This window comes from Bacillus sp. FSL R5-0654, from assembly GCF_038008745.1.
GTDB classification, from domain to species: Bacteria; Bacillota; Bacilli; order Bacillales; family Bacillaceae; genus Bacillus; species Bacillus safensis.
In genome coordinates, this window is sequence record NZ_JBBOZV010000001.1 from 3527539 (window position 1) to 3552792 (window position 25254).

The 25254-nt window shown below is 42.3% G+C and carries 26 protein-coding genes and 1 riboswitch; of the genes, 6 read left to right on the forward strand and 20 right to left on the reverse strand.

Features of this window, described 5'->3' with window-relative positions; translation table 11 throughout:
* Positions 1-26: 26 nt before the first annotated feature.
* From NSS76_RS18045 to cidR, 4 genes are all read right to left on the reverse strand, one after another.
* On the reverse strand, positions 27-407 hold the full coding sequence (locus NSS76_RS18045) for a nuclear transport factor 2 family protein (RefSeq protein ID WP_341082576.1): 381 nt from the start codon (positions 405-407) through the stop codon (positions 27-29).
* Positions 408-535: 128 nt separating this feature from the next.
* Positions 536-1204, reverse strand: coding sequence for a thiamine phosphate synthase (thiE, locus tag NSS76_RS18050; RefSeq protein ID WP_268415014.1), 669 nt, complete (start codon positions 1202-1204; stop codon positions 536-538).
* Complete coding sequence (thiM, locus tag NSS76_RS18055) at positions 1191-2015, reverse strand: hydroxyethylthiazole kinase (RefSeq protein WP_341082577.1); 825 nt, start codon at positions 2013-2015, stop codon at positions 1191-1193. The genes thiE and thiM overlap by 14 nt, the downstream gene beginning before the upstream one ends.
* Before the next feature lie 17 nt (positions 2016-2032).
* A complete protein-coding gene (gene cidR / locus NSS76_RS18060; protein ID WP_024426436.1) occupies positions 2033-2920 on the reverse strand; it encodes a cidABC operon transcriptional activator CidR in 888 nt (295 codons plus the stop codon).
* A 165-nt stretch (positions 2921-3085) separates the two neighbouring features.
* Here cidR and NSS76_RS18065 point away from each other — a divergent pair, with 165 nt between their 5' ends.
* Complete coding sequence (locus NSS76_RS18065; protein WP_034621912.1) at positions 3086-3469, forward strand: CidA/LrgA family holin-like protein; 384 nt, start codon at positions 3086-3088, stop codon at positions 3467-3469.
* On the forward strand, positions 3463-4143 hold the full coding sequence (locus NSS76_RS18070; protein WP_024423852.1) for a CidB/LrgB family autolysis modulator: 681 nt from the start codon (positions 3463-3465) through the stop codon (positions 4141-4143). Before NSS76_RS18065 ends, NSS76_RS18070 begins: the two co-directional genes overlap by 7 nt.
* Positions 4144-4176: 33 nt before the next feature.
* On the opposite strand, the gene NSS76_RS18075 is transcribed toward NSS76_RS18070, so the two are convergent.
* Positions 4177-5358: a class I SAM-dependent rRNA methyltransferase gene (locus tag NSS76_RS18075; protein ID WP_171464781.1), complete on the reverse strand. Its 1182-nt coding sequence runs from the start codon at positions 5356-5358 to the stop codon at positions 4177-4179.
* A gap of 118 nt (positions 5359-5476) precedes the next feature.
* On the opposite strand from NSS76_RS18075, the gene NSS76_RS18080 reads away from it, so the two are divergent.
* Positions 5477-5860 carry a VOC family protein gene (locus tag NSS76_RS18080; RefSeq protein WP_024423854.1) on the forward strand — a complete coding sequence of 128 codons (384 nt, stop codon included), beginning with the start codon at positions 5477-5479 and terminating at the stop codon, positions 5858-5860.
* Between the two features lie 109 nt (positions 5861-5969).
* On the opposite strand, the gene NSS76_RS18085 is transcribed toward NSS76_RS18080, so the two are convergent.
* The 4 genes from NSS76_RS18085 to NSS76_RS18100 form a co-directional block, all read right to left on the reverse strand.
* A protein-coding gene (locus NSS76_RS18085) for an IS3 family transposase (protein WP_206534229.1) occupies positions 5970-7120 on the reverse strand; the annotation gives its coding sequence in 2 pieces (ribosomal slippage) (positions 5970-6847 and positions 6847-7120; 1152 coding nt in all).
* A gap of 117 nt (positions 7121-7237) precedes the next feature.
* On the reverse strand, positions 7238-7966 hold the full coding sequence (locus NSS76_RS18090; RefSeq protein WP_024423855.1) for an amino acid ABC transporter ATP-binding protein: 729 nt from the start codon (positions 7964-7966) through the stop codon (positions 7238-7240).
* A complete protein-coding gene (locus NSS76_RS18095) occupies positions 7963-8607 on the reverse strand; it encodes an amino acid ABC transporter permease (RefSeq protein ID WP_024423856.1) in 645 nt (214 codons plus the stop codon). The genes NSS76_RS18090 and NSS76_RS18095 overlap by 4 nt, the downstream gene beginning before the upstream one ends.
* 70 nt (positions 8608-8677) lie before the next feature.
* Entirely contained in the window at positions 8678-9442 is a 765-nt protein-coding gene (locus NSS76_RS18100) for a transporter substrate-binding domain-containing protein (protein WP_024423857.1), read from the reverse strand.
* Positions 9443-9961: 519 nt separating this feature from the next.
* Between NSS76_RS18100 and NSS76_RS18105 the strand changes: the two genes are divergently transcribed.
* Entirely contained in the window at positions 9962-11047 is a 1086-nt protein-coding gene (locus NSS76_RS18105) for a Rap family tetratricopeptide repeat protein (RefSeq protein WP_149126151.1), read from the forward strand.
* A 19-nt stretch (positions 11048-11066) separates the two neighbouring features.
* Positions 11067-11207 (forward strand): hypothetical protein, encoded by a 141-nt coding sequence (locus NSS76_RS18110; RefSeq protein ID WP_181950635.1) that lies wholly within the window; start codon positions 11067-11069, stop codon positions 11205-11207.
* 45 nt (positions 11208-11252) lie between these two features.
* On the opposite strand, the gene NSS76_RS18115 is transcribed toward NSS76_RS18110, so the two are convergent.
* The 5 genes from NSS76_RS18115 to NSS76_RS18135 form a co-directional block, all read right to left on the reverse strand.
* Positions 11253-11885 (reverse strand): GTP pyrophosphokinase, encoded by a 633-nt coding sequence (locus tag NSS76_RS18115; protein ID WP_025093809.1) that lies wholly within the window; start codon positions 11883-11885, stop codon positions 11253-11255.
* 94 nt (positions 11886-11979) lie between these two features.
* A complete protein-coding gene (locus tag NSS76_RS18120; RefSeq protein ID WP_034621914.1) occupies positions 11980-12993 on the reverse strand; it encodes an ABC transporter permease in 1014 nt (337 codons plus the stop codon).
* The gene (locus NSS76_RS18125) at positions 12990-14486 is read right to left on the reverse strand and encodes a sugar ABC transporter ATP-binding protein (protein WP_341082579.1); all 1497 of its coding nucleotides are present in this window, start codon (positions 14484-14486) and stop codon (positions 12990-12992) included. The genes NSS76_RS18120 and NSS76_RS18125 overlap by 4 nt, the downstream gene beginning before the upstream one ends.
* Positions 14487-14555: 69 nt before the next feature.
* The gene (locus NSS76_RS18130) at positions 14556-15674 is read right to left on the reverse strand and encodes a sugar ABC transporter substrate-binding protein (protein ID WP_041108337.1); all 1119 of its coding nucleotides are present in this window, start codon (positions 15672-15674) and stop codon (positions 14556-14558) included.
* A 170-nt stretch (positions 15675-15844) separates the two neighbouring features.
* Positions 15845-15954: riboswitch (SAM riboswitch) on the reverse strand.
* 97 nt (positions 15955-16051) lie between these two features.
* On the reverse strand, positions 16052-17479 hold the full coding sequence (locus NSS76_RS18135; protein ID WP_208946259.1) for a DUF1565 domain-containing protein: 1428 nt from the start codon (positions 17477-17479) through the stop codon (positions 16052-16054).
* Between the two features lie 367 nt (positions 17480-17846).
* Here NSS76_RS18135 and NSS76_RS18140 point away from each other — a divergent pair, with 367 nt between their 5' ends.
* A complete protein-coding gene (locus tag NSS76_RS18140; protein WP_024426445.1) occupies positions 17847-18938 on the forward strand; it encodes a branched-chain amino acid aminotransferase in 1092 nt (363 codons plus the stop codon).
* A gap of 316 nt (positions 18939-19254) precedes the next feature.
* Here NSS76_RS18140 and NSS76_RS18145 read toward each other — a convergent pair whose 3' ends face one another.
* The 6 genes from NSS76_RS18145 to NSS76_RS18170 form a co-directional block, all read right to left on the reverse strand.
* The gene (locus tag NSS76_RS18145) at positions 19255-19653 is read right to left on the reverse strand and encodes a hypothetical protein (protein WP_024423865.1); all 399 of its coding nucleotides are present in this window, start codon (positions 19651-19653) and stop codon (positions 19255-19257) included.
* 118 nt (positions 19654-19771) lie between these two features.
* Entirely contained in the window at positions 19772-21100 is a 1329-nt protein-coding gene (locus NSS76_RS18150) for a 6-phospho-beta-glucosidase (RefSeq protein WP_234107446.1), read from the reverse strand.
* Positions 21097-21423 (reverse strand): PTS lactose/cellobiose transporter subunit IIA, encoded by a 327-nt coding sequence (locus NSS76_RS18155; RefSeq protein ID WP_025093804.1) that lies wholly within the window; start codon positions 21421-21423, stop codon positions 21097-21099. The genes NSS76_RS18150 and NSS76_RS18155 overlap by 4 nt, the downstream gene beginning before the upstream one ends.
* A 26-nt stretch (positions 21424-21449) precedes the next feature.
* Complete coding sequence (gene celB / locus NSS76_RS18160) at positions 21450-22799, reverse strand: PTS cellobiose transporter subunit IIC (RefSeq protein ID WP_024423868.1); 1350 nt, start codon at positions 22797-22799, stop codon at positions 21450-21452.
* 14 nt (positions 22800-22813) lie between these two features.
* Positions 22814-23119, reverse strand: coding sequence for a PTS sugar transporter subunit IIB (locus tag NSS76_RS18165; protein WP_024423869.1), 306 nt, complete (start codon positions 23117-23119; stop codon positions 22814-22816).
* A 122-nt stretch (positions 23120-23241) separates the two neighbouring features.
* Positions 23242-25185: a BglG family transcription antiterminator gene (locus tag NSS76_RS18170; RefSeq protein WP_135031494.1), complete on the reverse strand. Its 1944-nt coding sequence runs from the start codon at positions 25183-25185 to the stop codon at positions 23242-23244.
* Positions 25186-25254: the final 69 nt, after the last annotated feature.

The following is a 25254-nucleotide window of genomic DNA, read 5'->3' on the forward strand; positions in this document are numbered from 1 at the left end:
GAAAAGCCGGCTGCTCAGCCGGCTTTTTAGTAGCGCTGGAATAACTCTGGGTTTTTCGGAACGTTTTCTAAATAAACGATCTTCCCTTGGTCGTCCAGCTCTGCGATATCAATTCCTTCTGCTGTATAGACACGGCCATCCGAAAGCTTTCCGCAAACGACCCAGTTTGTTTCATACTTTCCGTCTTCTCTTTTCATCCACCCATCCCACATATGCTTAATGTCTTCATGCACGCGGAAAAATGTGTTCAAAAACTGTGTGAATGCTTGGATTCCAGGCTTTTGGGCGCCATTTAAGACAATCATGACATCGTCAGAAAACAATGCCAGCAATTCATCCAGTTGCTCCTGCCCTTTTCCTGCTTCATCATACCGGCGAAAATACGTATCGAGCACTTCTATGTTCATTCTCCTTTATTTACCTGTCGTTTCGATAATCATCGAACTAATGTGATTGTACACAATTGTTTCTCTCCTGTCTAATTTTCCAGACATAAGAAAAGACATGAATTGATTCAATCCATGTCTCCTTGAGATTAAAGAGATACTTTTTCTGTTTCAACAAGTGATTTCAGCTCTTCTGCTGCTTTTTTTGGATCGGCGCTCTGGCTAATAGCACTAATGATGCTTATACCGTCTGCCCCAGCTTGTATCACTGGTGCAGCGTTTTCGTATGTGATCCCTCCGATACCTACAATCGGAATTTGAAGGGCATGACGCCGGACTTCAGTGATCAAAGACACCCCCTGGACACTGCGTGTATCCTTTTTCGTTTCCGTTGGATAGACTGGGCCCATACCGACATAATCTGCTCCGTCCTTCATGGCTTGTTTTACTTCGTCTAGGTTATGCGTCGACACGCCTAATATTTTATTCCCGATCCTTTCTCTGACGTCTTTTGCGTTTGTGTCTTCCTGTCCAACATGAACGCCATCTGCATCAAGATCAATCGCTAGTTGTACATCATCATTCACAATAAAAGGAACATTTGCTTCTTGGCAAAGCGCTTGAATTTGACGAGCCAATTGTTTCTTCTCTTCACCCTGCAAGGCTTTTTCACCCTTTTCACGAAATTGAAACATGGTGATTCCGCCTTGAATGGCCTCTTTCACAACATCAAGCGGCTGCCTCGTTGTATTCGTTGTGCCCATAATAAAATAAACCGATAATTGCTGTTTGATTTGCTGGTGCTCAGCCTTTGTCATGTGAAACTCCCCCTATTTTCCCTATTGTCAGCACATCTTCGCCGGTTGTGTGTGATAATGCATTTAACAATTCCATTTGAAAAGTTCCCGGTCCTTTATCCTTTGCGCTCAGAGCTGCCCTTTCAGCGGCGACACCATAAAACAGCAATGCAGCGGCCGACGCATGAAGCGCCTGTTCACCTACTGCACAAAATGCCCCGATGACAGACGTCAGCAAACAGCCGGTTCCCGTCACCTTGGTGAGCCATTCATGTCCATTATGAATGGACAGCACCTCATTTCCATCTGACACCACATCGACTTTTCCTGTGATTGCCACTATTGTCTGAAGTGCAATGGACGCTTGTTTGGCTAATGCCGATACATCTCCATTCGCCGCTTTCGCATCAACGCCTTTTGACTCCCAGCCATCCACTCCAAGTAAATGAGCCACTTCAGCAGCATTTCCTCTGACAACGGTCATTTTCACTTTCTCTATCAGCTGTTTAGCGGCATTCGCTCGAAACGTTGTCGCACCGACGCCGACAGGATCTAACAAAACAGGTACACCTTTTTCATTGGCGGCTTGTCCAGCGAGTATCATAGCTTCCACCGTCTCTCTAGTCAGTGTGCCAATATTAAGCACAAGTGCATCCGCTAATTGCGCCATTTCAGCCACTTCTTCTTTGGCGTTTGCCATGACTGGCGAAGCACCTAAAGCAAGCAGTCCATTCGCTGTAAAATTCGTCACGACTTGATTGGTGATATTATGAACGAGTGGATTTTTTTCTCGAACCTTCTCCAATAAATGAGACGCGCAGCTTGTTTTCATCCGTATCGTCCTCCCTTTTACTCTGCATCCCACACATAGGACTTCGTATGCTTTAACCATTCTCTTGCCGCAAACGACAAATAGCGGTCTTTACGCCAAATGACACCTAAATGCCACGGGATCGACGGGTTTAGGGAAATGACCTTTACCTTTTCAGGATCAAGATCACGGCAGATTCGTTCTGGCAGGAGTCCAATCCCTAAGTTTTCAGCTACCATTTCACTAATGAAATCCCACTGAGACGTTTCATAAATGACATTTGGCCGGAATCCCGCATTCATACATTCATTCAAAATCCGGCTGTGCAGAACAAAATCTTCTCTAAAGAAAATAAAAGACTCTTCCCTTAAATCAGCTAAATGTACCTCCTCACGACCAGCCATCGGATGGGATGGATGCGTCACGAGCTTCATGTTCTCTTTAATAATGGTGTACGTATGAAAAATTTTATCATTTGCAGGCAGAACAATGACACCAATATCAAGCGACCCATCCTCGACCCCTTCCTCTACTTTAATGGAGCCGTGCTCAACCAATTGAAATGTGACATCTGGATATTGCTGGCGGAATTCCCCCATGACATTCGGGAAGAAACTTGACCCAATCATCGGCGGCAGTCCGATTCGAATATGCCCTTTTTTCACATTCATTAAATCATTTAATTCGTTCGTTAAATTCTGAAATGACTGTGCGATTTCACTCGCTTGTGTATACATGGTTTGGCCAGCATCTGTCATTTCAACCTGCCGGCCATTGCGGTAAAATAACTGCACCCCCAGCTCATCCTCCAGGTTTTTGACCATCTTGGAAATGGTCGGCTGCGATACGTAAAGGGACTGCGATGCTTTCGTGAAGCTCTTTAACCTTGCCACTTCTAAGAAATATGTTAAATGTCTGATGTCCACCTGATTCATCCTTCCTATAGACAAAAGGAATAATTACTATTCGATATATGTATTTTACCTATAACTGAACGTGCTGTACACTTTAAAGTAAGCTCATCACTTGGAACGTTGTCATGTTTTTGTGAAATAGTGAACAATTTATATAGAAAAAGGAGTGAACAGAAAATGAAATTGCTCAAAAAGCCGCTGATTGCTGCCCTTCAGATTATGGCCTTGTTTATTTTTGCGAAATTCATGAATGTGCTGGCGGCCTTTTTGCATTTAAGAATTCCAGGCACGATCATAGGCATTCTTGTCATTTTCTTATTACTTCATTTTAAGATCATTCAATTAAAATGGATAGAACTTGGCGCCGTATGGCTGCTCGGAGAACTGCTGCTTTTCTTTATTCCATCAGCAGTTGGTGTCATTGATTATGGAAAACTGCTTTCTCAATCTGGCACAAGTATTGTCCTTGTCGTCTTAATTAGTACGTTTGTGGTCATGCTCTCAACTGGTATCATGACGCAAATGATTGCGAAACGAAAGGAGCGGAAAAAACTATGTTAGTTGGCGGACTATTTCTGATTTTAACAGTTCTTTTATATCTCGGATCAAAAGCGGTGTACAAACGGCATCCGAAGGTCTATGTCTCCCCATTACTTGTGACTCCGCTTGTCCTTGTCGTCTTGCTGTTAATCGTCAACATTCCTTACGATGCTTATAATCAAGGCGGGAAATGGCTCACGAATATGCTGCAGCCTGCGACTGTTGCTTTTGCCATTCCTTTATATAAGTATTTTCATATCCTGAAGAAGCATGCAGTAGAAATTATTTTGAATGTGGCTTGCGGCTCTGTCATTGCGATCTTATCAACGGCATTTATCGCCAAGTTGTTTCATCTGGATACAGGCCTTATTGAGAGCCTTGTCCCAAGATCGGTTACAACACCTGTAGCAATGAGTGTGTCAGAAATGATCGGCGGCATGCCGTCCGTTACGGCCGTGTTTGTCATTTTAACCGCACTGTTTGGATCGATTATCGGTCCAATGGTGATCCGTTACTTCCGCATCGATAATGACATTGCCATGGGCGTCCTGCTTGGAACAGGTGCACACGGTGCAGGAACATCGAAGGCCTTTGAAATGAGCTCCGTCTCAGGGACGATCTCAAGTGTATCGATGATTATTTCAGCCATTATTACATTATGTGCAGCACCTATCCTTATGTCGTTTGCCTTATAAAAAAAGCCATTCCTTATCGGAAATGGCTTTTTCTTATGCTTGTATGAAGACAACCTTTAAATAGTTTCCTTCGGGATAATTCTTCGTTGTACGGAAATCCTCAGGAAGTGTATATTCTTCAAGTATCCGATAGGTTTGCCCTGATTCTTTAAAAGCCTGAGCAATAAACCCTTTAAATTTCTTCATGCCAAATGCACTGCTATTCGTTGATGCCACAATGACGCCGTTCTCAGCTGTAATTTGGATGGCTTCTTTTAATAGCTTCTTATAATCCTTCACCGCACTGAATGTGTGCTTTTTCGTTCGTGCAAAGGAAGGCGGGTCTAAGATGACGAGATCATAGGTCCAGCCTTTTTTCGCTGCAAACGGAAAATATTTAAAGACATCCATGACTTTGATATCCTGCCCGTCCACATCAATACCATTGACTTCAAACTGCTCAGATGTTTTTTTCAAGCTGCGGTTTGCAACATCCACACTTGTCGTACGGCTCGCTCCGCCAAGCGCAGCTGCTACTGAGAAAGCGCCTGTGTAAGAAAACGTATTGAGCACAGTCTTTCCTTTTGCATAACGGTCTCGGATCGCTTTTCTCACATGACGCTGATCAAGGAAAATACCCGTCATCGCGCCATCATTTAAGTAAACCGCCACGTTCATGCCGTTTTCTTTCACGATGAGAGGAAATTCACCTTTCTCTCCCTTCACAAAATCATCATCTTCTATGTACTGTCCAGATGTATCAAATCGTTTCTTTTCATAAATGCCTTTATAGTCTGGATATACGTGCTCAAGTGCAGCCAATACATCTTCCTTTAATGTATAGACTCCTTCGCTATACCATTGGATGAGATAGAATCCGTCATAATGATCAATTGTGACGCCGCCAATTCCATCACCTTCTCCGTTGAAGACGCGGAAAGCAGTCGTCTGTGCATCACGAAATAAATGCGTTCTGCTTTTCGCTGCCTGCTCAAGCCTAGAGACAAAGAAAGCTTGATCTATTTTTTCGTTCGCATCAAAGGTTAGTACCCAGCCGATTCCTTTATTTTGTACACCATAATACCCTTTTCCTAAAAAAGCGCCCCGCTCATCTACCCATTCAATGAGCTCGCCTTCCCGTACACCGTTCACATGCGATACTGCATCTTTGGAAATGAGCGGATATCCTTTTTTCACTTGTTCCGCAAATGTTTGTTTTAATGAGATTTTTTTCATTTGTGTCATCCTTATCCTAAATTGACTCTCTCTATCCTACCATATGAATGTATACGTTACTTCTATTATGATAAGATGAGGAGAAAAATATCAACATGACATAGAGGAGGCACTTCGTTTGACGACATTACGCTTAGATCATACAGGTATTATGGTTTCAAATATTGATCAGTCGATTGATTTTTATGAAAAAGTGGTGGGCATGAAATTAAAGGACCGCATCACTCATACAAATGGAGTGATTGAGCTTGCCTTTCTCGGTTTTAAAGATGAAACCGAAACGGAAATTGAACTCATCCAAGGCTACAGCAGTGACCTGCCATCTGAAGGGAAGGTCCATCATCTCGCTTTCACAACAGACAATATTCATGCTGAATTCAATCGTATTCAAAAGCTGCAAATTGAATTAATTGATGAAGAAATCACGACATTACCAAATGGATATTGCTACTTCTTTTTCAGAGGTCCAGACCAAGAATGGATCGAATTCTTCCAGCGCTAATATTTCCTAGGAAATGGGGCCGCTAAATCTATCTTCCACTTATTCATAAAGAAAAGAGTAAGAGCATATGGGACTGACCCCCGTTTTTGAGACAGGGATCAAAACACCTTTATACAGCCAATTGCCGATAGTTGATCGGTGATTGGTTGTTTAGTTTTGTTTGAATACGAATGTTGTTATAATAATAAATGTATTCTTTGACAGTGCGTTCTACGATGGTGGTCGTAGTTCGATCAATGCTGTTAAGATAGAACGTTTCAGACTTTAGCGAGGAATGAAACGATTCGATGGAGGCATTATCAGCGGGCGTCCCTTTACGGGACATGCTCATGGTAATGCCTTTTATATGAACAGCTTTCTGATACTCGTAAGATGTATACACAGAACCTTGGTCGCTATGTAACACACAGTTTTCAGGCAGTGCTGGGAGCTGATCAAGTGTGTTTAAAATAAAGTCTGTGTCCTGCTTATCACCAATCGTAAACGCAATCACTTCTCCATTATATAAATCCAATATACTGGAAAGGTACAATTGTTTCTGTCCATAAGGCAAATACGTGATGTCCGTTACTAGTTTTTCAAGAGGACGATCAGACTGAAAGTTCCGATCCAGTATATTACCGGCCACGGCATAGGGCTGCCCATTCTTCTTACGCTTTTTCATTTTAACCCGGCACTGCCACTGGTTTTTCTGCATGATACGTTGAACAGTTTTATGGTTAATACGCATTCTCACTTTTAGTAAGGCTGTGATTTTTCGGTATCCATATCGATACTTGTGCTCTCGGCACAACGTGCCGATTTGCTTCTCTAGTTGTTTTTTAGAATGATTCTGAGTCAGATCTTTTTTCCATCTATAGTACGAAGCGCGAGAGATGCTTAAATGGACACAAATGTCCTGTACTGTCATCATTTTGCACAATTCTTCTACTAGTTTGATTGACGTTTCCTTATCAACTTCCTTTCCAATTCGTTGTACTTTTTTAAAACTTCATTCTGTTGACTCAGATAGCGATTTTCTGCCTGCAGTCTCTCTAATTCGGAAGAGTACTCGGGACCCTTTCCATAGGTATATTGTTTTCCAACAGGCTGTTCGAACCGGTGTGTATCCCCAGCCTTATGCCACCTCACCCATGTCTGAACCTGCGTTTTATTTTTGATATTCAATTCCTGCATGATCTCTTTCATAGATACGCCTGCCAATCTCATGTCTACAGCCTTCTGCTTGACTTCAACCGGATAACTCACTCTTGTCCCCATAGAAAAAACACCTCCATGTTTTATTTCGGATTACAACGATCCGTTTTCAAACTTGAAGGTGTTTTTTATTTGTCTCATCTTATGGGGTCAGTCCCATATACATGCCCTTACTCTTTTTTATAACACCTTACTAAGAAATGATTTTGTACGCTCATGCTGCGGGTTCCCAAAGAGAGCTTCCGGTTTGTCTTCCTCGACAATATATCCGCCATCCATAAAGATGACACGATCTCCTACTTCTCTTGCAAAGCCCATTTCATGTGTGACCACAATCATTGTCATGCCTTCGACAGCTAATTGTTTCATTACAGCTAATACATCCCCCACAACCTCAGGATCAAGAGCCGATGTTGGCTCATCGAATAATAGTACTTTCGGGTCCATTGCCAAGGCTCTTGCAATGGCGACACGCTGTTTTTGTCCACCAGATAATTGATTAGGAAAGCTTTGAGCTTTGTCTTTTAAGCCGACTTTTTCAAGCAAGTCTAACGCTTTTTCGACTGCTGCCTTCTTCTCGATGCCTTTTACCTTGATCGGTGCAATCGTGATATTTTCTAAAACGGTTTTATGAGGGAATAAATTAAAATGCTGAAACACCATGCCTACTTCTTGTCGTACTTTATTGATATTCACTTTTGGGTCTGTAATCGTGTGTCCGTGGACAACGACTTCTCCAGCCGTGATATCTTCTAATTTATTGAGGCATCTTAGAAACGTGCTTTTCCCTGATCCAGAAGGACCAATGACACACACTACTTCCTTTTCCTCGATGACTGCATTAATATCCTTTAACACTTCGTGATCGCCAAAGGATTTCTTTAAGTTTTTCACCGTAATCATACTCATTTGATATCAAATCTCCTTTCTGCGTAGCTAGCCAGTAGAGAAAGTAAATAAATGATCACGAAATAAATGACACCGACAATGAGCCAGACATTCAATGGATCAAATGTAGCCGATGCTTGAACTTGTCCTCGCTGCATAATATCGGCAATCCCGATAATAGATAAGAGAGATGTATCCTTCAAGCTGATGATGGCTTGGTTTGTAATCGCTGGAAGCATGCGGCGGAATGCCTGCGGAAGGACGATAAAGCGCATGTTTTGCCCCCCTGTAAAGCCTAAAGAGCGCGCAGCTTCTGTTTGTCCTTTATCAATAGACTGAATCCCTGCACGAATAATTTCTGAGAAATAAGCTCCTGCATTAATCGCTACTGTAATAATTCCTGCAGGCACTCGATCAAGTGAAATGAATTCAAGTGTATTTAAACCAAAATAAATGAAGAATAGCTGTACGATAAATGGTGTACCTCGAATGGCATTCACAAAAACGAGTGCGATGAAATTTAAGATTTTAAATGGTGACAGACGGAATAATGCCACAATTAAACCGATGATAAACCCTAAAATGATGGCAACAACAAAGATATATAAAGTGGTTTGCAAACCATCCATTAAATACGGAAATGCATTAATAATAGTATCCATGTTTCTCCCTCCCTAATTCACATACGGCTGACACATAAAGAAAGCGCGCTCGGAGCGCGCCTCGCTTGTGTTATGACTTCAAATATTTATCAATAATTTTGTCATATTCACCGTTTTTCTTTAGGTTCTCAAGGCCTTTATTGATCTTCTTCAATAGGTCTTGGTTTTTCCCCTTCATGACAGAGATACCATACTGGTCTCCATTCAAGCGGTCTCCAACTGTTTTCAATTTTAAATCTTGTTGTGCGATCGCATACGTAATGACAGGATAATCCTCAATTAAGGCATCTGCATTTCCGTTTGATACTTCCTGGAACATAGATGGGCTGTCATTAAATTGAACGACTTCATACCCATATTTATCAGCGTTATCAGATGCGAATTTTGCACCAGTCGTCCCGTTTTTAACAGCTAGCTTTTTCCCCTTTAAATCATTAATAGATTTGATGCTGCTGTCCTTTTTCACAACAACTGTCAGTCCAGCGTCGAAGTAAGGATCTGAAAAATCTACTTTCTTCTTACGCTCATCTGTAATACTCATTCCGCCCATTCCAACATCAAGCTGTCCTGCCTGCATCGCTGGAATGATGCCTGAGAAGTCCATAGCTTCAAGCTTCACTTTGAAACCTTGGTCTTTCGCGATTGCATTAATTAAATCAACGTCTATCCCTTCATATTTACCGCCCTTTTCAAATTCAAATGGCGGATAAGTTGTATCTATCCCAATTTTATATGTGCCTTTGCCTTCTCCCGAACCACTGTCTGATTTTGATCCACAGGCTGCCATGACAAGCACAACAATTAGTCCCATGATCAATAACATCGATTTCTTCATAAAACACGACCCCCATTGTCAGTTTTGTCTAAATATTCGCAATAACAATAATACTATACCACGCTAAAGCTATAGTGTGTGATATTTTTTATCAATACCAAAGATCCATACAATTCTAGATCAATAGTCTCTTTAAATTTTACTTTTTTGCGAATAACTCATTTTATTCTAAAAGAAGAGTCATTCACAATTATGATGTAAGATAATCTCACAAAAAACGAGGCAGTGCCTTGATAAATGATGTTTCTCCCTTGCATACGAAGGCAAACTCAAATACTTGCTTCCTCTCTTTATTGATATTGTAATATATTTTTTTCAAAACCCTCTTTTTACCTAAAAATATGTAAGCGTATACAAAAAGAGCGTCGGCTCCCTATTTCTTTCACTACTGGTTGAATTTACATCAAAAAACATGTTTTACAAACTGCACGAGAGAGCTTAAAATATAAGAAGATACTGGAATATGGGAAGTTGATTCAGAAGAACGGTTACTGATAGATGAAGAAAGGAGGATATGAATTGGCAGAAGCAGGTGTTTTGTCGTCCGTTGATGTAGCGAATATGCTCAATGATTGGTATGTCATGATGAAAAAAAGAGAGATACAAGGTGCTATCCAGTTAAAAGAAGACATTCTTCAAGCGTTTGATCGAATGGAAGAAAATCAAGACGTCTTACTTTACTATCAACTGCTAGAGTACCGTTTTAAAGATCTAATAGAAGATACAGCTTCGTTAGATCATAGTCTTTTTGTTGATGAAAATGCCATCCGTACGGATGATATGCTCAGCTATTATTTCTATTTCTTTAAAGGGATGTATGAAATGCGCAGAGGCAATCAGGATACGGCATTTCACCATTTAAAATTGGCCGAGGATAAATTAGATCTCGTGCACGATGACATTGAAAAAGCCGAATTTCATTATAAAACAGGGTGTCTTTACTATAATATTAGGTCCACGCTTCTCTCCATCCACCACTTAAAGATGGCTTCATCTATTTATGACGCAGATCCATGTTATGTGAAAAAATCAATCAGCTGTCAAATGATGCTTGCTTTGAATTATGCGGATCAGTCGAAATATGATGAGGCAGAATCGCTGTTCAAAGAAGTCATTCATTCACTAGAACAGATGGATGATCCAGATTTACTTGGACATGCCTATTGCAATGCAGCCTTTATTAAAAGTCTAAGAAATGAATACAGTGAAGCTGTGCCACTCCTAGAAAAGGCTTTAATGATAGAATCATTCGAAACTTCTTCTCCAGGCGGCTATTTACTTGCCATGTACGCCTACACAAAAGCACTATTTAAGCTGAAAAAGCCAGGTTTGTTCCACTATTATGTACAGCTTTCACTTCAAAAAGCAGAAAATTTAAAACAACGAAACATTTCACTTAAATTATCCATTTTAGAAACACTTATGATTCAGCCAGACAACATGATTGAGCAAATCAAGGCTTATTGCGATCAATTAGAATCAATGAATTTCCTTGTTGACCTTGAAGCTATTTGTCAGGATGCAGCAGCTTACTTAACGGATCTTGGGCTTCATGAAGAATCCTCTTATTTTAGAAACAAGGCGTTGTCCTTGAAAACTTGTTAAGAAAATGGAGTGATGTATGATGAAGAAATGGCTCATCACAAGTGCGATTTTAACCCTCTTGATAACAGATGTTTCTGTTGGTACTTCCATTCAAAAAGACAGTCAATCAGCACAATCTCAAGATATTATTCAAAAGAGAGACCGTGGAACCAACCCTTAATATGAAAAAAAGCAGCTGTGATCAAAACAGCTGCTTTTTGATGTGCTAATCAATTTCTCGTTTAATATTCTGCATTTTTTCATCTAAGTAATGGGCAATATCTGCGGCTTCCTTCAGTTCATCAGTCAGCTGATGAGGAACATCGTTTTGCAGTTTATAATAGATTTTATGCTCTAGACTCGCCCAAAAATCCATCGCAATGGTCCGCACCTGAATCTCAACCTTCACATGCTCCACACGATTTGTTAAGTAGACAGGTATCTCAACAATTAAATGAAGGCTTCTGTAGCCATTTGGTTTCGGATGTTGAATATAGTCCTTCACTTCAAGGATCTTTAAATCCTCTCTTTGCCTCAATACATCCATAATGTTATAGATATCTTGAATAAAAGAACAGATGATGCGGACACCTGCGATATCATGGATATGCTCCTTGGCACATTGTGTCGTGATGTCGCATCCTTTTCTTGCTAGTTTATTCACTATGCTTTCAAAGGATTTAATTCGTGATTTTGTATGCTCTATTGGGTTGTGTCCATGGATTAAATTATACTCCTGGCTGATAATTGAAAACTTTGTATCCATTTCATCTAACGCAAATTTATATACTAATAGTTCATTTTTCCAGTCTTCCATGACATTTTTCAAATCTTCTACATGAGTTGCTGACATATTCATTTTCTTTTTGTCATCTCCTTTTGGAAACGGCAGCTGCACCGCTTTCCGTTTACTAGACGGAGAGAGAACTCGAATGGTTTTAAAAAATACGCAGTTAGCCTCGTTGTTTGTAATATGTCAGCGCCAGTGCAAGGGCAAGCACAGAACCTTTCACAATATCCATTGCATAATAAGGGACAGACATCATCACAAGCCCATTTTGTAAAATACCGATGAGTACAGCTCCGATAAAAGTGCCAAATGCGTTTGGCTTACCTGCTCCCATGACGGAAAATCCGATAAAAGCAGCCGCTACTCCATCCATTAAATATGGTGCACCCGCATTAATTTCTGCTGTCATGACCCTTGAAGCCAGTACGATACCGCCGATCGCTGCAAATAAAGCAGAAAGCAGATAGGCCGCAATTTTGTATTTGTTCACATGTATGCCAGACAATCGAGCCGCTTCCTTATTCCCACCGATGATGTACATGAATCGGCCGTGCTTTGTGTAGGACATGAAAACATGCGCAAATAGTACAATGGCAGCCATAATCAGAATGATATATGGCACCTGTCCAATTTTGCTGAAAAAGGCAGGAATCGTCCCCGTTGAGAACGTGCCATCAGGAAGCACCATATTTTCAGAAATAGTCGCCCCTTTCGTATACGTTTGAGCCAGCCCTTGAATGATAAACATCATGGCTAATGTCATGAGCATATCTGGAATTTTCATTTTGACGATCATCCATGCATTTAGCAAACCAACAATGATAGATGCCGCTAGTGCAGAGAGGATTGCAATTAGTGGGTTTTGCGAGAACCATACGAACATAGAAATGACAATCGCATTTGATAGCGTAGCGACTGATCCTACTGATAAATCAAAGCCGTTTACTGCCAATGAGATAGTTAAGCCCACCGCAATGATGGTCACTATCGAAATAGATCGTAGAATATTGATGATATTTCCTGATTGCAAAAACGCTGGATTCGATGCCGCAAATACCACAATCAACACGACAATGGTTAAGATTGTGCCATATCGATAAAAGAAATCAAACAGATGAAAGGATGGCCGCTGTTTTTTGATTTGCTGCACAGGGGCCGGAATTTGTTGTTCGCTCATGATTGTCCTCCTGTTGAATGATATAAAAGCTCCTCTTCAGTCGTCGGTGCGGTCATTTCCCGGGCAATGCTGCCATCATATAGCACGTATACTCGGTCAGCGATACCTGCAATCTCTGACAGCTCACTCGACGCATAAATGACAGATTTTCCGCGGGCGGCAAGCTCTGCAATCAAAGTGAAAATATCTTTTTTCGCTCCAACGTCTACACCTTTGGTTGGTTCGTCAAAGAGATACACATCTGCCTCAGCCAGCAGCCATTTTCCGATAGCAACCTTCTGCTGATTTCCACCAGATAGATGCTTCACCTTTGCTTCAAGAGACGGCGTTTTGACACCAAGCCGTTTGACGATATCACCTGCTTCCCGCTTTTCCTTCGAACGATGTAAGAAGCTGAATATCCGTGAAAATGAGTGAAGACTTGCAGCCGTTAAGTTCCACCCCACACTCTCTTCGGTCAGAATTCCTTCCTTTCTCCGCTCTTCCGGCACAAGAGCCATTCCCGCTCTCACCGCTTGATGAGGCGATGTGATGCGAATGGTTTGACCATGAAGCTGCACGGTTCCCGTCTTTTTTTCTGAGGCACCGAAAAGGGCTTTGCACAATTCTGTTTTTCCAGCACCGACAAGTCCTGCGATCCCGAGAATTTCTCCTTTTTTGACATAAAAGTGAATGTTGTTTAATTTATGTTGATCGTTTAGCTCTTTCACTTCAAGCACAATAGGTGCATCTTTCAGTGGCCTGCGAGACGGGAATTGCTCCTCTAATGGTGCGCCTAGCATTTCTTCAATGACCTGCTGCGGATTTGTGTCTTTGACAAGGTGAGCTGCGACATCCGTTCCATTTCGCATCACAGTCAGTTCATCACAGATGGTGAAAATTTCAGGCATGCGGTGAGAAATAAACACGATCCCCGTCCCATTCTGTTTCAACCGATCAATCATTGAGAATAATTTGCTTGTTTCTGCATGACTAAGCGGAGCCGTTGGTTCATCTAAGATTAAAATGCTGCATTTAATGGAAACAGCCTTGGCAATGAGCACCATCTGTTTTTCAGCAAGGGTCAGATCGCTGACAAGTCGTTTTGTGGAAATGTCGATGTCCATTTCTTTTAATAGCTGAGCCGCCTTGCGATGCAGCTCTTTCCAGCTGACAAGTGTTTTTTTCTCAATCTCATGCATCATCATATTCTCACCAACACTTAAGTAGGAAACAAGCGCCGTATCCACTTCTTGGTGGACCGTCTGCACACCATATGAGGATGCATCCTTTGGGGTTTGAATGAATGCCGCCTGGCCATTGATGTAGATGGTCCCGTCGAAGTGGGAATGAGCGCCAGAAAGAACCTTCATTAACGTTGACTTCCCAGCACCATTTGCTCCAATCAGTGCATGGACCGTCCCTTTTTTTAATGTGAAATTCACTTGATCTAACGCTTTGACCCCTGGGAATTCAATTGAAATATTTTTCATACGAACAAGCGGCGCTGTCATAGGTGTCCTCCTTCTCTTGATATCATCTGAAAAACGAAACACCCTCTATGAAAAGAGAGTGCACGTCGCTTATTTTGTATAATGCTTCTTCAAAGTCTTCATCCAATCTTCCTCAAAAGCAGTCGATGAACCGAATCCCTTCACTTCGTCTGCAAGATTGACCATGTTAATGGCTTTTCCTGCTTGCTGAAGTTGCTTTTGCGAGATGAGAGAGGCCTCAAGGTCATAGGAAGATGGTGTTTTCTCACCAGCTATTTTCTTCGCAAGAATCCTCACGTCGACTGCACCGATGAGCTTCGGATCAACCGCTGCTGTATACTTCCACGGACTGTCCTTCGCCGTCATTTCTTGAAGATCCGCATTTGACACATCAATCCCATAAATCTTTACTTCTGTTCTTCCTGCTTCCTTTAACGCTCTTGCTGCCCCAATGGCAAAGGCATCCCATGTGGCAAAAATAGCGTCCAGCTTGCCCTTTGGATACTTATTCAGCATGGCTGCTACTGCATTTTGCGTTTGAACAGACGTATCAGAGGAGGCAATACCAAAGCGGTCAAGCTCCTTGATCCCTGAATGTTGTTTAAGCGTTTCTTGATAGACCTTATTTCGTCTCACCATTGGCGGGAATCCATCTACCCACAGGTATGCAATATTTGCTTTTCCTTTAAAATCAGACACGAGCGCGTCTAATGATTTTTTCGCTAATTGTTCGTCATCTTGAGACGTCACTGTGACCCCTTTGATGTCCTTCAGCTTAGGATTCGAATCAAATGCTACAACTGGAATGCCTTTCGCTGTGATCTTTTTCACATCAGCGACTGTTGCCTCGTCGTCCCCGTGAGAGATGATAAAGCCATCATAATTTTCTTCAAGCGCCTGAGAGATGGCATCATGGAACTTCGCTGTATCTCCATTTGCTGTGTAGACATCTACCTTAAAGCCAAGTGCCTCACCTTCTGCCTTGGTCCCCGCTAAAAATTGAGCTGTATGATCGTCTCCTCCAATTTTGCGGATGACTTTAATTTTTGCCCCCTGTCCCTTTGCAAATCGCTTCGGTACATTGTCAAAGGAAACCTTTTCGTTCGTATTTGCCTTTGAGCCTGCACTTGATCCGGTGCCGCAGCCTGTTAATAGGACGGTCAATGCCGTTAATAAAACAAGAAATGATGTAAAATGCTTACGCTTCATTGCTGTTCCTCCTCAAGTTGTTTTTATTTTTCACATCGGAAAACTAGGTAAAAAAGTGGAAATACGCCTGTAAAACAGGCATTTGATTCGAAAAAGAGACGAAAAAAAGCCTCTCTTTGAAAGAGAGGCTTGATCACCGTTGCATGAAACATGTATCGGGAAGTCTTCCTCTCTTATCTGTCAAAGCTGTAACAGCTTTGCAGGAATTAGCACCAATTTCTAAAATAGAAACGGTTGCTGGGCGTCATAGGGCCAGTCCCTCTGCCTCTCTTGATAAGAGATCCGTTATGAAATTTGTTTTCGTTGAAATGTCTTCTTTACTTTAATGTGATGTCACATCAATGTCAATGACTTTTTTGAAAATTTCTAAAATATCATCAACTTCCGATGATTTTCTTCGCAGGTGATGATTTCTTCAGACGGAAATCATATTTTTTCTCATTCACAAATTGTGGGTTGAGATGTGCTGATCCTTTATCTTGACCGCTTTTAGAGAGATACGTTTTGTAGCCTTCCATCCATTTCCCGCGCCAAATCCACTGTGATGCTTTCGCACCTTTTCGGTCATCATAAACGTTCTTCTGGAAGGTATTCTTTTGGTTCACTTGATAAAGATTCACGACCAAGTAATGCGAGGCACTAGCTGACATGATATTATTCGTGATTCGATTGTTCACTGCTTGATACTGCATTAGCAATTGACCGCCTTCTAAGCCGGCTGTGTCATTTTTGTACAAAATATTATGTGAAATCGTCGTATTGGTTGTACCGCCCCGCTTCTTATCATAGCCGCCAATAGAAATGCCTGTATAACGGTTTAAATATACTTGATTGTGTTCGATGCGGATGCGGTCTGCCATTTTTCCTTTATGTTCGCTTGTGACTTCAATCCCCAGATCATTGTGATGTGAGATGTTATGATCGATCACAATGTCTTTTCCGCCATCAACATAAATTCCGCCAGCGGAGATGTCGCTGCCATAGGCTGGGTTTCCTGCACTCGTAATCTCATATACTTTGTTTCTAGAGACAACCCCATTTCTCACTTGATCATACTTTTTGGAGGGTGCTACGTTCTCAAAACCAATTAAATCAATGCCAATATTATCAGTGTGCCGGACCGTGTTATGTGTCACACGGAACTTTTTGACGTTTCCATTTAGCACAAGCGCTTCACTGAAGCCCAGCTTTAATTTTTCAACGGTATTTCCTTTGATTTCAATGTCTTCAATCGCTGCAGGAGCTTTTGTCCCATAGACAGCAATTCCATGTGCATTTCCATTTTTATGTTTCGTCTGAATGTCATACACTCGGTTATTAAGCAGTTTGACGCCTTTACCGCTTCCTTTGATGAAAATACCAACTGGTGTCAAATCTTCTTGATTCGTCTTAAGATGTCCTACAGTCAGGCCTTTGAGGGTGATGTAGCTTTTTTGATCGATCGTGACAAGTCCTCCATCGGCTTGATTTCCTTTAAGGGAAGCCCCGCTAATTACAGGTTTTTCTTTTCCGTAAGCTTGAAAGACAACAGGTGCTTTCTTTGTTCCTGAATGGCGGACAACCAATTTTTCTTTGTATGTACCGCCTCTCATGTAAATGGTTGCCCCAGCCTTCGCCATACTTGCTGCTTTTTTCAACGTGCGGAAAGGTTTTTGCTTTGTGCCCGGGTTTTTGTCGCTTCCGTTTACCGCTACGTAATAGGCTGTGCTTTGCTTAGCGCCAGCCTCATCTGTCATCGCCTGACAGCCAAAGCTGATCACGGTCATGAATAAAATGAGTAAAATGCCTGGTATCGCTCGTTTCATCTTGTTATTGCTCCTTTCTCTTCTCTTCTTCCTTTATCGGTTAAAAAAAAGAGGATTAAAATATGACGATGTCCCTTGCAATGTACTAGTCAAAAGGTGTATGGTTGAAAGAATATCTTACAGAAAAACCATTCGTTTTTAAATTGTCAGATTAATCAGTTAATAATGCATTTGGATTTTATTTCTTTTTTAAAAAGGGGTGATAGGAGTCATACTGACAGCAGAGAGAAGGAAAGCGCTTTAACAGATTTTTCTTGTCTGAATTCCAGAAAACCTATTGCTAATATTTTGTGAAGGTATAGAATAGAATCATAATTATTTCATATTATTAGAATTTTCAAATAACCAAACAGCAAGGAGATTTACAATGCCAAAACAACCCATCCGCGTTGAACTTAGTTCAACAAAAAAACCAAAACCTCAATCTGATCAACTTGAATTCGGAAAAATCTTCACTGATCACATGTTTGTGATGGATTATTCAGTTGATAAAGGCTGGTACGATCCAAGAATTATCCCTTATCAGGCCATTCCAATGGACCCAGCTTCGATGGTCTACCATTATGGTCAATCTGTTTTTGAAGGCTTGAAGGCTTATGTTTCTGAGGATCAAAAAATTCTCTTATTCCGTCCGGAAAAAAACATGGAGCGCTTAAACAGATCCAATGACCGCCTGTGTATTCCGCAAATTGATACAGAAACAGTATTAGAGGGCTTAAATGAACTCATCCGTATTGATAAGGATTGGGTACCTGATGCAGAGGGCACTTCCTTGTATATTCGTCCATTCATTATTTCCACTGAGCCATATTTAGGCGTTGCACCGTCTAGCACGTATAAGCTGCTCATTATCTTATCTCCAGTGGGATCATACTATAAAGAAGGCATTCATCCGGTCAAAATTGCCGTTGAAAATGAGTTTGTCCGTGCCGTTAAGGGTGGAACAGGAAATGCCAAAACAGCTGGAAACTACGCCTCAAGCCTTAAGGCACAGCAAGTTGCTGAAACGAAAGGATTTTCACAAGTTCTTTGGCTTGATGGGGTCGAGAAAAAGTACATTGAAGAAGTCGGCAGCATGAATATCTTCTTTAAAATCAACGGAGAAATCGTGACGCCTGAATTGAACGGCAGCATTTTAGAAGGCATCACACGTAACTCTGTACTTGAGCTGTTAAAGCATTGGGGAATTCCAGTAACAGAGCGCAAAATTTCAATTGATGAGTTAATTGAAGCACATCAATCTGGCGAGCTTGAAGAAATTTTCGGGACTGGAACGGCAGCTGTCATCTCTCCTGTAGGAGAATTAATTTATCATGATCAGCCATATGTGATCCAAAATGGTCAAACAGGCGAAGTATCGAAGAAATTGTACGAAGCCATTACTGGCATCCAAAAAGGGACACAGCCAGACATCTTCGGCTGGACAGTTGAAGTTGACTCAGTCGTCAAGCAAGCATAAGCATATAAAAGAACCTTTCAATCATGAAGGGTTCTTTTTTGTTTATTCACCTCTCCTTTATCCCTTATAATGGTAAATGCACATACATAAGGAGAGTGATGGTATGTTTTTTACTTATCTACTAGCGTTCTTTGGAATCTGCATCGGATCGATGATCGTCGCCACTGGTTTCGACGATTCACCGTTCCTCACTCGGTTTCTATTTAAGGCGCTTGGGATTTCTATCCTTGCTCTTTCCATTACTTTTGTGAAGGTCAGACGAAAGAAGTTTCAGAAAAAAAGGCGGAATAGACTTAGTTGACCCGTCCGCTTCCCATCAAATCGTGCACCAAAACAAGACCGACACCCCAACAATCGCCCCTGTGTATATCCACTGTTTCTTTTTGATGCTCCGCTTTTTTTCGATCAGTAAAAAGATCTCTGGCAAAAAGATGATCATGATTTCCAGGATAAAGACAAGATAATAAACAAGCGGCATTGGCTGGAAATCAAATTTTCTTGCATCTCCTCCAATCGTTGCAAAATACATCAACAGATTGGTCACCGGAATGGTAAAACAAACGAGCAGGCGGAGAACATAGATCCACACATATTCCTTATGCCGAATGAGGCCAACAAATGAAGCAATAAGACCATACAAAAACAAGATTACTGTACCATAACTCATGACAGGCTGTACGACAAACCCGTAAAACATTAAACCAATTGCAACCATATTCCAACAGTCCTTTCTTTGAAGCCATACATGCTGTTTTTTCTAATCATACACTTCTTTCTCCAGTTTCCATATGGGGCAATCATAAAAAATGACCCCATGAAGGGGCCATTATGTGTTAAGCATTGACGGATTTGAAGAATTGCGGTAAATGTTCACGATGCGCTTCGAGCATTTCGTCTAAAATTTGCTTTGCAATGTCGTCAGATGGGACGAGCGGGTTGATGGTCATCGCCACAAGAGCTGTCTCGTAATCTCCTGTCACAGCCGCTTCTGCTGCCACACGCTCGAATGATTTGATTTGTTGAACGAGTCCTCTTACAGCTACAGGCAGATCACCTATCGCGATTGGTTTTGGTCCATCCTTCGTAATGATACAGTTTACTTCAACCGCTGATTCAGCCGGAATGCTGGCAATCGCCCCTCTGTTCACTGTATTGACTGGTTGAACGTCGTGCTTATCATTATAGATGGAGCTGATTAAGTTACAGGCCGCATCGCTGTAATAGGCCCCGCCTCTTTTTTCGAGCTGCGGTGGTTTAATCGACAAATCAGGATCTTTATAAAGCTCAAATAATTCCTGCTCGACCTGCTGTACAACCTCTGCTCGTGTTCCTTTCTCTTGAGCCGCCTTTTGCTCTTCTTCCAGCATATCTTTCGTTTTATAGTAATAGCGGTGATACGGACATGGGATGACCCCTAATCCTTTCACAAAAGAAGGCTCCCAGTTTTTCGCTTCAATGTTTCTCATGGACCACTGGCTGTTCGGATTTCCTAGTTCATCAAGCACTTGATCCATAATGCTGACTCCGTCTAAATATACGTCTAATCCATAGACCATGTGGTTGAGACCGGCAAACTGTACCTCGATGCGTTCAACGTCTGCATCAAGCGCTTTGGCAATCCCCATTTTGATCCCAATCGGTACATTGCATAGACCGACCACTTTTTTTAGATTCGTGTAGCGTAAAACAGCTTCAGTGACCATGCCCGCTGGATTTGTAAAGTTCACAAGCCATGCGTCTGGGCAAAGCTCTTCCATATCCTTCACAATGTCTAGAATGACTGGGATGGTCCGAAGGCCTTTAAATAAACCGCCTGGTCCGTTCGTTTCCTGACCGATGACGCCGTATTTAAGCGGTATTCTCTCATCCTTTGCCCGTGCTTCCAGCAGTCCTACACGAAATTGTGTCGTCACAAAATCTGCATCCTTCAAGGCTTCCCGGCGGTCAAGAGTCAGGTGTACCTCAATCGGCAGACCCGCTTTTTCAACCATACGTTTCGCCAGAGCGCCTACGATGTTTAACTTTTCCTGACCTGCTTCAATATCCACAAGCCATAATTCCTTTACAGGTAATTCATGATATCGTTTAATAAACCCTTCGACGAGCTCAGGCGTATAGCTCGATCCACCGCCTATTGTGACAATTTTGATTCCTTCTTTCATGAATTGACACCTCCGAGTTGCTTCATTTTTTCATGGAGTTCGATGATTTCCGCTGCTAGCTCCTTGACGGTCATTGCGTTCATGAGATGATCCTGCGCATGAATCATTAAGAGGCTAATTTCCGTCTTTTCGCCCCTGATTTCTCCTTGGATCAGCTCTGTCTGTGCGTGATGCGCCTCATTTAACGCGTCTTGTGCGTCCTGCAATTTTTGCTTCGCCTCATCAAAGTTTCCTTGTTTTGCACATGTAATGGCCTCCATCGCGGAGCTTCTGCCATTTCCGCCGTGCAGGATGAGTTGAAACACAATTTGTTCCATTTCCATCGGCCGCATCCCCCTTGTTCCCTCTATTACATGCTGACGACATTTTCATCAGTTGATGCTTTTGTTTCTAGCTCACTTTCTTCTTTCAATTTCTGCTTATCCCACATTCTAAAGAATGGGTAGTATAGAGCAAATGACAGCGCAAGGTTAATCAGCTGCATGACAGCACCAGAGATTTTGCCTCCTGTGGCGAGATAGCCTGAAATGATTGGCGGCATGGTCCATGGGACAGCGATCCCGGCTGGTTTTGCCACAAGCCCTGTGCTCATTCCGATATATGTGGTGATGATCATCATGATTGGCGTAAGGATAAACGGAATGAGGAGCATTGGGTTCATGACAATCGGCATTCCAAAAATGATCGGTTCGTTGATGTTAAAGATGGCTGGCCCAATGGCAAGGCGGCCCAGCTGTTTCATTTGTTTACTTCTGGCGCGTAAGATCATGGTCAGCACCAAAGCAAGCGTTGCGCCGCTTCCGCCGACGTTGATGAAGATTTCAAAGAACTGCGCTGTGAAAATATTCGGCAGTACTTCTCCTGCTTGGAATGCAAGACGGTTTTCATCCATTGCACCAAGCCAAATTGGCCCCATGACGCCGCCGACAATGGTTGCTCCGTGAATACCACATGCCCAGAGGAGCATTTGCACACCCATCGCAACGATACTGCCGCCTAAGCTGCCACCAAGAATCGATAGCGGTGTGCCAATTAAGACCGTGATGATATTATGAATACTCTCAAAAGGTGTCATCTCAATCACAAGTCTAGCGACCCAGATCAGGGTGATGACCACAAAACCTGGAATAAGTGCAATAAACGATTTACTGACTGCTGGCGGTACACCATCAGGCATTTTGATCACAATGTTCCGCTGTACAATGAAGCGGTAAATTTCGGTTGAAAGCATGGCAATAATCATGGCAACGAATAAACCTTTACTGCCCATCAGTGTGACAGGAATTCCCCCGCCTACTAGGATAGCTTCTGTTGAGCCTTCAGGTGTGAAAGGTACTTGATATGGTGTAGCCAAAAGGAAAGCCGCAACAGCGATCGCACCTGATGATAGCGCATCAACGGCATACTTTTCAGCAAGCCTGTAAGCAATCCCGAAGGTCGCAACAAGTGCCATAATGTCAAAGGTTGCATTCACAGGATAGGATAGTTTCGTGGCCCATTCTGCTCCGAAGATACTTGCCATAAAATCGCTGTATCCTGGGATCGGAAGGTTGGCTAAAATGAGAAACAGTGAACCGACAATAATGAGAGGCATGGTTAAAACAATTCCGTCACGCAATGCTTGTAAATGTCTTTGAGCGGCAATCTTCCCTGCAAACGGCATGACCTTCTCTTCTAGAAATCGGTTGAATCCATTCATCCCCTCCGCCCCCTTTATCCGTTCACTAACTGTTCAGCAGATTTTAAAACCTCAGCGCCATTACATACGCCATAATGCACAGTATTAATCACGTCTACTGGGATTCCTTTTTCTTCTCCGAGCTTTTTCATTTGCGGTAATAAATATCGAACCTGAGGTCCTAATAAAAGCACATCGGCTTGATCAATATGATTTTTCGCAGAATCTCCTGATACTGCCCAAATACGATATTCTTTTCCTTGTTCTTGTGCGCTTTTCTCCATTTTTGTGACAAGTAAGCTTGTAGACATACCTGCTGCGCAAACCAATAAGATGTTCATGTGTAAACGCCCCCTTTTCAAAGTGTGAAGCTATTCTTTACACATTCATCATATTATGAAACCGCTTTCATAAACACCCATACTTTTTCCTTTAGGAAGCGGAAAAAGTTAGTATCACACAGTTAGTTCTTGTACGATGGAGCCTTTTTATACATGATATCAAGCATGTCTTCAAATGTATCACAGGCGATCAGATGCTGAATGAATTTCACATTATGCACAAGCTCCCCCAGCAGGCGGTACATGCCTTTTAAATCTTTGGCATTCTCTTTTTCGACACAAAGCAGGCAGACAAATTGAACCTTTTTCTCTCCCCAAATGATTGGTTTTTCTAATGTACATATCGCCCAAAACGTCTCATCTGTCAGCGGCGTCATCGGGTGCGGAATCGCTGTATAATGTCCGAAAGAGGTAGGGGCAGCCTCTTCTCTTTCCATGACAGATGGTGTGAGTTCAGCTGGCGCTAAGCCCATATCGATGACTTTTTGCGTTAAAAAGGTGATGACCTCTTCCTTTGTTTGAAAGGCGCGTTTTGTAAAAACCAATTCCTTTTTCATATATTGAGAGGCCAATGTCACCCTTGTTTCACTCGTCAGGGCTTCTTCAATTTTTAAAAAATCACCGCCTCCCAAAATGGTGTTCACTTGAATGACTGGAACCGGTAAATCCATATGAATTGGGATCGTTGTAATAATCAAATCCAAGGCATGCAAAGAGACATGCGGAAGCGAATATAGCTCTGCTGTTCCTAAAATGGTCAGCTTTGATCCAAATTGTGACCGCAAACGATCCTGCAGCAGCCTTGCACTCCCTGCACCAGACGCACAGACAATGAGACACCGCTTCGGCGGGATCTCCATTTTCCTCCGCTCTAAAGCCGCACCAAAATGAAGCGCCATATATCCGATTTCATTCTCATGAATACTCAGCCCTTCCTCTTCTTCAAGGACCCTGCTGGCGATAATCCCCGCTTCAAAAGCAAGGGGATACCCCGCTTTTATTTCATCAAGCATCGGATTTCTTAAGTTCATTCCATATTTACATCGGTTGATGGCAGGCTTTAAGTGCAGACTCAATCCAATCATTAGTTCCGTATCACCGGCTAAATCAAGCTGCAGTTTTTGATCAATAGCCTTCAGCATGAGCTGTACAAGCCGGCTCGTGTCATCATCTACTATTTGTTTTTGACCGCTCGAGGAAAAGGACTGTACCATTTTGGCTGTTCCTAGCAAATGAATGGTGATATAGACAATTTCCTCTTGTGGAAATGAGACATCCAGCAGCCCTTCAAGACGCTCCACCATTTTTTTAGCGACCTTATATTCCTTTGCCCGGGGAATTTCGCTGATTTCCTCTGGAAGAACAGATACATAGTTTCCGTGTCTAATTCGTTTGCAGGCAATGGCGACATGAACGATTAAATTATTCATGCAAATGTCTGATAGATTCATACCTTCCTCATTGATATAATTGATCATTGTTTTCTGAATCAATTCGAGTTCATGCTTTGGCAAAATGGTAACAGCTGTGTTCAGCATCGTTTGATAAGAACGACATTCATTGAATAAATATTCTGACATACAATAACGGATTTTCATCTCTGATCCCTTGATTCGGCAGCCTTTGCCCGGCTTCGCTTCCAGCTTCAGACCAAAGGGCTCCAGCTTACGTTTGACCGATTTCACATCGTTGCTCATCGTTGATTTACTAATAAACAGCTGCTCCTGTAAATCCTCCAGCTTCACATAGGATTCTGCCAAAAGAAGCCTTTTTAAAATAAACCGAACACGCTCCTCTGGCAGCACAGCAAGCGGCTCTTCCTGCTCGACCTCCTCCTTCATAAAACGGCGAAAGGCATTCTCATCGTTGATCAACAGCTCATAGCCGGCTCCTCTAACAGCTGTTACAGCTGCTTGATAAGGGGCAAGGCGGTCGTTCAGTTCTTTGATGTCTGTACGAATGGTGCGGCTTGTCACTTGTAAACTGGCAGAAAGTGCAGCGCTTGTGAGCGGGGTCTCAGCTGCCATGAGCTGACTTAAGATGTGCGCCAGTCTTTTACTCAGCATCAGATCGGCCTCCTTATGTAGGGGTGGAGAATCTGCCTTGTCTGGACAGGTTGTATACGCTTGCAGTTC

Bases quoted from the DNA above. Each gene is read 5' to 3' on its own strand.
- NSS76_RS18045 (WP_341082576.1), bottom strand. From the start codon at position 407: ATGAACATAGAAGTGCTCGATACGTATTTTCGCCGGTATGATGAAGCA.
- thiE (WP_268415014.1), bottom strand. From the start codon at position 1,204: ATGACAAAGGCTGAGCACCAGCAAATCAAACAGCAATTATCGGTTTAT.
- thiM (WP_341082577.1), bottom strand. From the start codon at position 2,015: ATGAAAACAAGCTGCGCGTCTCATTTATTGGAGAAGGTTCGAGAAAAA.
- NSS76_RS18065 (WP_034621912.1), top strand. From the start codon at position 3,086: ATGAAATTGCTCAAAAAGCCGCTGATTGCTGCCCTTCAGATTATGGCC.
- NSS76_RS18070 (WP_024423852.1), top strand. From the start codon at position 3,463: ATGTTAGTTGGCGGACTATTTCTGATTTTAACAGTTCTTTTATATCTC.
- NSS76_RS18075 (WP_171464781.1), bottom strand. From the start codon at position 5,358: ATGAAAAAAATCTCATTAAAACAAACATTTGCGGAACAAGTGAAAAAA.
- NSS76_RS18090 (WP_024423855.1), bottom strand. From the start codon at position 7,966: ATGAGTATGATTACGGTGAAAAACTTAAAGAAATCCTTTGGCGATCAC.
- NSS76_RS18095 (WP_024423856.1), bottom strand. From the start codon at position 8,607: ATGGATACTATTATTAATGCATTTCCGTATTTAATGGATGGTTTGCAA.
- NSS76_RS18100 (WP_024423857.1), bottom strand. From the start codon at position 9,442: ATGAAGAAATCGATGTTATTGATCATGGGACTAATTGTTGTGCTTGTC.
- NSS76_RS18110 (WP_181950635.1), top strand. From the start codon at position 11,067: ATGAAGAAATGGCTCATCACAAGTGCGATTTTAACCCTCTTGATAACA.
- NSS76_RS18115 (WP_025093809.1), bottom strand. From the start codon at position 11,885: ATGAATATGTCAGCAACTCATGTAGAAGATTTGAAAAATGTCATGGAA.
- NSS76_RS18120 (WP_034621914.1), bottom strand. From the start codon at position 12,993: ATGAGCGAACAACAAATTCCGGCCCCTGTGCAGCAAATCAAAAAACAG.
- NSS76_RS18125 (WP_341082579.1), bottom strand. From the start codon at position 14,486: ATGACAGCGCCGCTTGTTCGTATGAAAAATATTTCAATTGAATTCCCA.
- NSS76_RS18130 (WP_041108337.1), bottom strand. From the start codon at position 15,674: ATGAAGCGTAAGCATTTTACATCATTTCTTGTTTTATTAACGGCATTG.
- NSS76_RS18135 (WP_208946259.1), bottom strand. From the start codon at position 17,479: ATGAAACGAGCGATACCAGGCATTTTACTCATTTTATTCATGACCGTG.
- NSS76_RS18140 (WP_024426445.1), top strand. From the start codon at position 17,847: ATGCCAAAACAACCCATCCGCGTTGAACTTAGTTCAACAAAAAAACCA.
- NSS76_RS18145 (WP_024423865.1), bottom strand. From the start codon at position 19,653: ATGGTTGCAATTGGTTTAATGTTTTACGGGTTTGTCGTACAGCCTGTC.
- NSS76_RS18150 (WP_234107446.1), bottom strand. From the start codon at position 21,100: ATGAAAGAAGGAATCAAAATTGTCACAATAGGCGGTGGATCGAGCTAT.
- NSS76_RS18155 (WP_025093804.1), bottom strand. From the start codon at position 21,423: ATGGAAATGGAACAAATTGTGTTTCAACTCATCCTGCACGGCGGAAAT.
- celB (WP_024423868.1), bottom strand. From the start codon at position 22,799: ATGAATGGATTCAACCGATTTCTAGAAGAGAAGGTCATGCCGTTTGCA.
- NSS76_RS18165 (WP_024423869.1), bottom strand. From the start codon at position 23,119: ATGAACATCTTATTGGTTTGCGCAGCAGGTATGTCTACAAGCTTACTT.
- NSS76_RS18170 (WP_135031494.1), bottom strand. From the start codon at position 25,185: ATGCTGAGTAAAAGACTGGCGCACATCTTAAGTCAGCTCATGGCAGCT.